Genomic DNA, 6,301 nt, shown 5'->3' on the forward strand with positions numbered 1-6,301 from the left:
GGAGAATGTAAGATGGCTGATAGAAAAGAAGTTGTAAGTATTTTAGTTGACAATCAATCTAATGTTTTAACTAGAATTGTAAGTTTGTATGGAAGAAGAGGTTTTAATATTGATTCGTTAACTGTTTCAGCGACAAATCATCCTGATATTTCAAGAATTACGATTGTTTTTAACGGTAGTGATCAATCTTTATATCAAATTATTACTCAAACACAAAAACTTGAAGTTGTAAGAGACATATTTGTTTTAGATGCAAGCAATTCTCTTTACAGAGAACTTTTACTTGTGAAAATTAAAACAGATAAAACAAAAAGAACATCACTTAAAGAAATTGTTGATATATACAGAGGTAAAATAATCGATTTATCTAAAGAAAGCATGATTATTGAATTAACAGGTGCTCCTGAAAAATTAGATGGATTTATGAAAATGATAGATTGTTATGATGTTGTAGAAGTTTGTAGAACAGGTATAACAGGAATTTCAAGAGATTTAAGAGAGATACATTAATAAATAAACGACAAAGGGAGAAGACAATGAAGTTAAGAAGTGAAAATGTAACAAAAGGCTTGGAAAAGGCGCCTGCTAGAAGTCTTTTCTATGCAATGGGATATACAAAAGAAGAGTTAAGTAGACCTCTTATAGGGGTAGTAAATGCAAAAAGTGAAATTGTTCCAGGACATATTCATTTGGATAAAGTTACGGAAGCAGTAAAAGCAGGAATAAGAATGGCAGGAGGAACCCCTATAGAAGTTCCTTCAATTGGGGTATGTGACGGTATAGCAATGGGACATGCAGGAATGAGATATTCTCTTCCAAGTAGAGAGTTAATTGCAGACAGTGTTGAAACAATGGCAATTGCTCATTGCTTTGACGGTCTTGTATTGGTTCCTAACTGTGATAAAATCGTTCCTGGAATGATTATGGCAGCTGTAAGATTAAATATACCAACAGTTGTATGTTCAGGTGGTCCTATGATGTCAGGCCTTGTAAAAGGAGAAGAAACATCTTTATCTAAGATGTTTGAAGCAGTAGGAGCAAGAAAAGCAGATTTAATAAATGATGATGAACTTTTAGAATATGAAGAAAATACTTGTCCTGGATGTGGTTCATGTTCTGGTATGTATACAGCAAACAGTATGAACTGTCTTGCTGAAGCTATTGGTATTGCTTTACCTGGAAATGGAACAATTCCTGCTGTTGAAAGTGGAAGAATAAGACTTGCTAAAAAAGCAGGTATGGCAATTATGAATTTAGTTGAAAAAGATATTAAAGCAAGAGATATTATTAATGAAAAATCAATAAGAAATGCCCTTGCTTGTGATATGGCACTTGGTTGTTCTTCAAACAGTGTACTTCATTTATTGGCAATAGCAAATGAAGCTGGTGTTGAATTAAACCTTGAAATATTCAATGAGTTTAGCGCAAAAGTTCCAAACTTATGTCATCTTGCACCAGCCGGCGGAACTCATATGCATGATTTAAACAGAGCTGGTGGATTAATGGCTGTTTTACATGAACTTAACAAAAAAGGTTTAGTTGATACTTCTTTAATTACAGCAAATGGAAAAACCGTTGGTGAAAATATTGAAGGTCATGAAATTAAAGATGTTAACTTAATTAAAACAGTGGCTTGCCCATATAGCGAAACAGGTGGTATCGCAGTTATGTGGGGTAATATAGCTCAAGACGGTTGTGTTGTAAAGAGAAGTGCTGTTGATGAAAGCATGCTTAAACATAGTGGTCCAGCAAGAGTATTTAATAGTGAAGAAGAAGCTATTGATGCAATATATAATGGAAAAATTGTTGACGGGGATGTTGTTGTCATTAGATATGAAGGTCCAAAGGGTGGTCCTGGTATGAGAGAAATGTTAAATCCTACAAGTGCACTTGCAGGAATGGGACTTGATAAAACAGTTGCATTAATAACTGATGGAAGATTCTCAGGTGCATCTAGAGGTGCATCAATAGGTCATGTTTGTCCTGAAGCTTATGCAGGCGGAAATATTGGTTTAATTGAAGAAGGGGATATTATTGAAATTGATATACCTGCATCTAAGATTAATGCTAAAGTAAGTGATGAAGAGTTTGAAAAAAGAAGAAAAGCTTATGTATGTCCTAAAGAACCTGTTAAAAGTGGATGGCTTGCAAGATATCAAAGAAATGTATCTTCAGCAAGTAAAGGTGCTGTAATGAAATAAAAAATTAAATAAAAAAGAGATATATTTGATATATCTCTTTTTTTATTAATTAATATTATATCTTTTTATACCCTTTCACTTACAATTCTAAATCCATTTTCTGTAAGTTCTTTTTCAATTTCTTTTGCTTGTTCGCTGTCTTTTGTTTCCATTGTTATCTTAATAAAACAACTGTTTATAGGCATTTCAGGATCTCCGTTGTCGTATTGAACTCCTACAACGTTTGCTCCACATTTGCTTATTATGTTACTTACGCCAACAAGTTGTCCAGGTTTATCAGTAAGAGCAATTGTAAGAGCACTTTTCCTTCCGCTCATTACAAGACCTCTGTCAATTACTCTGTTTAAAATGTTAACATCGATATTACCACCACTTACGATACAAACAACATTCTTGTTTTTAAGTGGAATTTTATTAAACATCGCTGCGGCAACAGATACGGCTCCTGCACCTTCAGCAACAAGTTTTTGTTTTTCCATTAATGTTAGGATTGCTGCTGCTATTTCATCTTCTGTTACAGTTATAATGTCATCTACATATTCACTTACTAGTTCGTATGTTAAGTCTCCAGGTTCTTTAACTGCAATACCATCTGCAAATGTATTTACTGTTTCTGTTGCTTGTCTTTGATGTTCTTTTACAGATTTATACATACTTGGGGCACCTGCGGCTTGTACACCATATATTTTACATTCAGGTTTTAGGTGTTTTACGGCATAAGCAACACCACTTATAAGTCCGCCACCTCCGATAGGAATTACAACTGCGTCTACATTTGCAAGTTGGTCTAAAATTTCAAGTCCGATTGTTCCTTGACCTGCTATTACATCTTCATCATTAAAAGGATGAATGAAAGTATAGCCTTCTTCTTTTTGTAGTTCTAATGCCTTATTGTAAGCATCATCATAAGTATCACTTACAAGACAAACTTTTGCACCATAGCTTTTTGTTGCTTCTACTTTACTTATTGGTGCACCGTCAGGCATACATATTAAGCATGGTATATTACTTTTTTCGCTGGCTAATGCAACGCCTTGTGCATGGTTTCCCGCAGAGCAAGCAATAATACCTTTTCCCTTTTCTTCATCTTTTAATTGGCTTATTTTATAATAGGCACCTCTAATTTTGAAGCTACCTGTTGTTTGTAAATTTTCTGTTTTTAAATATATATTATTTTTGTCACTAAGAGCGGGTGCAATAATTAAGTCTGTTTTCCTTATTACATCTTTTAGTGTAAATGCTGCATGATAAACTTTATCTAATGTTAACATTTTAACCCTCCTTATAAATAAAAATCTATTAAATTACATTATATATTATTTTCTGAAAATTTCAAATATTTTTAATTAAATATTTAAAAAAGAAAAATTTAGTGATATACTCTTATTATATTTTTTTATAGGAGAAGAAAAATGCAACATACATTAAAAGGCTTAAATGAAAAACTGGATTCATTGGCAGTTTTTAGAAATATTTTAAATACAGATGTTATAAAAAATTTAAGAATATTATTAGATACTATTCTTGAATATGAAGATGATGAATCAATGGTATTCGCGTATAGTGAATTTGTTTCATGTCTTTATAATTATGATTTTGATTTTTCAAAATACATATTTAATTTTATATTAAATGATGAAAATTTTTATATAAAAGCTAAGGCTGCAGGGAAGAATGTTCCTGATTTTATAGAAAACTGTGTTGATGAAGAATTAAATATTCTTGATGATTTAAGTAAGTTAACACCTATTGAAATAAAAGAGTTTATTTCTTATGATGGTTTCCTACCAGCATGGGAAAATACTATGCTTGATTTAAAAGAAAAATATAAGGAAAAAGTGAATTCTTTAACTTTTACGGGTTATGGAATGTATGCAAAATATACAGCTTTTGTTCTTGATGATGATAAAATAGTTCCCGTAAAATATCCTGATTCTCAAAGACTTGAAGATTTATTTGGTTATGAAAGAGAAAGAGATTTGATAATTAAAAATACTAAAGCTCTTCTTGACGGTACAGGTGCAAGCAATATGCTTTTATATGGTGATGCAGGAACAGGAAAAAGTTCAAGTGTAAAAGCAGTTTGCAATCATTTTAAAAATGACGGTTTGAGGCTTCTTGAAATAAAGAAAAATCAATTATATAAAATACCTAATATAGTGGATGAGCTTGCGGCAAATCCATTAAAATTTGTTATATTTATTGATGATTTAAGCTTTACCGGTAATGATGATAATTTTTCAGCTCTTAAAGCTATATTGGAAGGTGGGGTTTCAGCTCTTGGTAATAATGTTGCTATTTATGCAACAAGCAATAGACGTCATTTAGTTAAAGAAACAATGTCAGAAAGACAAGGTGATGAACTTCACAGAAATGATACACTTCAAGAAACAATGAGTCTTTCTGCTAGATTTGGGCTTACAATAACATTCCAAAAACCTGATAAAAAAGCATATTTGAATATAGTTGAAAATCTTGCTAAACAATACGGTGTAGAAATGGATCTTGATGAGTTATTTACAAAGGCAGAGGCTTTTTCAATAAGACATGGTGGAAGGAGTGCAAGAACTGCAAAACAATTTGTGGAGCTTGTAAAAATAGGAATATAAAAAAATACCCATATGGGTATTTTTTTATTTATGAATTATATAGTCAACGGGAATATCATATTTATCTATAGGAATGCTTTCGATTATCTGTTCACTAAAGCAAAGTCCTATTTTTTTTGATTTAAGCTTTTTGTTAGCAAAAAATTTATCGTAAAATCCTCCTCCGTATCCAATTCTGTAATTATTTTTTGAAAATACTACTCCGGGAGTTATTACAATATCCAAAATTTCCAGATCTGTAATTCTTATAAATTCTTCCTTTGGCTCTAGGATTCCATAAAATCCTTTTTCAAGTTCATCAAAGGATTTAAGTTTTGATATATTCATTATTTTATTTTTGCTATCTATTATTGGTATATATATGTTTTTATTATTTTTTAACATATGTTTAATAAATTTATGAGTATCAACTTCATTTCTAAAGCTTACAAAACACATAATATTTTCTGCTTTTTCTATATCTCTATTACTTATTAACTCTTTAAATATTAAATTATTTTTTTCTTCTCTATGTTGTAAATTTCGTAATTTTAATTGAATTTCTTTTCTAATATCTTCTTTTTTCATATTTTATTCCACATAATTTTCTCTTAATAATTCTATTTCTTTTTTATATCCATACATATCGTTTGGGGTTTCCAAAAAGAATGGTAAATGCTTTAATGCGGGATGATTAACAAATTTTATTATTGGTTCTAATTTTAAAAAGCCTTCTCCGATTTTGGCATGTCTGTCTTTATTTGTATTGAAGTCATTTAATGTATCATTTAAGTGAATTGCTTTTAATCTATCAAGTCCAATGATTTTATCAAAATCGGTTAAAACTTTATCTAAATTATTTACAATATCATAACCTGCGCAGTAAACATGACAAGTATCCAAACATACTCCCATTTTATCTTTCAAGTTTACTCTGTCAATGATTTCTCTAAGTTCCTCAAAACTTCTCCCAATTTCGCTGCCTTTTCCTGACATTGTTTCAAGTAAAATAAATGTATCGTCATCTTCCTTTATACATTCATTTAAAATATCGGTAATTCTTGTTATTCCTATTTCAACGTTATCTGTTGTGTAGCTTCCAGGATGAAAGTTATATAATTTTGAAGGGATTTGATTCATTATATCTAAATCCATTCTAAATATTTCTTTTGCAGCTTCTCTTACATCTTCTTTTGCTGATGCCATATTTAGAGTGTATGGAGCATGGGCAAGTATTGGGGCAAAATTATTATCTTGTATTATTTTTGTTAAAGCTTCAACATCTTTTTCGTTTAAATCCTTTGATTTTCCTCCTCTTGGGTTTCTTGTAAAAAACTGAAATGTATTTGCGTTTATTTTTAAAGCTTCTTCTCCTGCTTTTTTATATCCTTTTGCTATTGATATGTGTGGTCCTATATTTAACATTTTTTTCTCCTAAAATTTTATTATATTTAAGTATAAGAAATTTATAATAAAAATCAAACAATTATTATAAAATTAATAGGGATTTAT

At 30.5% G+C, this 6,301-nt stretch carries 6 protein-coding genes; 3 read left to right on the plus strand and 3 right to left on the minus strand.

Features of this window, described 5'->3' with window-relative positions; all coding sequences use genetic code 11:
* Positions 1–12: 12 nt before the first annotated feature.
* Complete coding sequence (gene ilvN / locus ACTQYZ_RS04660; RefSeq protein WP_441023086.1) at positions 13–510, plus strand: acetolactate synthase small subunit; 498 nt, start codon at positions 13–15, stop codon at positions 508–510.
* Between the two features lie 26 nt (positions 511–536).
* Complete coding sequence (gene ilvD, locus ACTQYZ_RS04665) at positions 537–2,201, plus strand: dihydroxy-acid dehydratase (RefSeq protein ID WP_329385284.1); 1,665 nt, start codon at positions 537–539, stop codon at positions 2,199–2,201.
* Between the two features lie 65 nt (positions 2,202–2,266).
* Here the strand turns inward: ilvD and ilvA are convergent, their stop codons facing one another.
* Positions 2,267–3,472 carry a threonine ammonia-lyase gene (ilvA, locus tag ACTQYZ_RS04670; protein ID WP_441023088.1) on the minus strand — a complete coding sequence of 402 codons (1,206 nt, stop codon included), beginning with the start codon at positions 3,470–3,472 and terminating at the stop codon, positions 2,267–2,269.
* Positions 3,473–3,613: 141 nt separating this feature from the next.
* Here ilvA and ACTQYZ_RS04675 point away from each other — a divergent pair, with 141 nt between their 5' ends.
* A complete protein-coding gene (locus ACTQYZ_RS04675; protein WP_441416111.1) occupies positions 3,614–4,810 on the plus strand; it encodes an ATP-binding protein in 1,197 nt (398 codons plus the stop codon).
* Between the two features lie 24 nt (positions 4,811–4,834).
* Here ACTQYZ_RS04675 and ACTQYZ_RS04680 read toward each other — a convergent pair whose 3' ends face one another.
* Both ACTQYZ_RS04680 and ACTQYZ_RS04685 read right to left on the minus strand, forming a co-directional pair.
* A complete protein-coding gene (locus ACTQYZ_RS04680; protein ID WP_441023091.1) occupies positions 4,835–5,377 on the minus strand; it encodes a 5-formyltetrahydrofolate cyclo-ligase in 543 nt (180 codons plus the stop codon).
* A 3-nt stretch (positions 5,378–5,380) separates the two neighbouring features.
* Complete coding sequence (locus tag ACTQYZ_RS04685; RefSeq protein ID WP_441416112.1) at positions 5,381–6,214, minus strand: deoxyribonuclease IV; 834 nt, start codon at positions 6,212–6,214, stop codon at positions 5,381–5,383.
* Positions 6,215–6,301 lie beyond the last annotated feature (87 nt).

The sequence above is a fragment of the Anaerofustis sp. LCP19S3_F7 genome (assembly GCF_052119445.1).
Taxonomy (GTDB): Bacteria; Bacillota; Clostridia; order Eubacteriales; family Anaerofustaceae; genus Anaerofustis; species Anaerofustis butyriciformans.

What these genes read in the sequence shown, in the direction of transcription:
- ilvN (WP_441023086.1), top strand. Translation starts at nt 13, where the DNA reads ATGGCTGATAGAAAAGAAGTTGTAAGTATTTTAGTTGACAATCAATCT.
- ilvD (WP_329385284.1), top strand. Translation starts at nt 537, where the DNA reads ATGAAGTTAAGAAGTGAAAATGTAACAAAAGGCTTGGAAAAGGCGCCT.
- ilvA (WP_441023088.1), bottom strand. Translation starts at nt 3,472, where the DNA reads ATGTTAACATTAGATAAAGTTTATCATGCAGCATTTACACTAAAAGAT.
- ACTQYZ_RS04675 (WP_441416111.1), top strand. Translation starts at nt 3,614, where the DNA reads ATGCAACATACATTAAAAGGCTTAAATGAAAAACTGGATTCATTGGCA.
- ACTQYZ_RS04680 (WP_441023091.1), bottom strand. Translation starts at nt 5,377, where the DNA reads ATGAAAAAAGAAGATATTAGAAAAGAAATTCAATTAAAATTACGAAAT.
- ACTQYZ_RS04685 (WP_441416112.1), bottom strand. Translation starts at nt 6,214, where the DNA reads ATGTTAAATATAGGACCACACATATCAATAGCAAAAGGATATAAAAAA.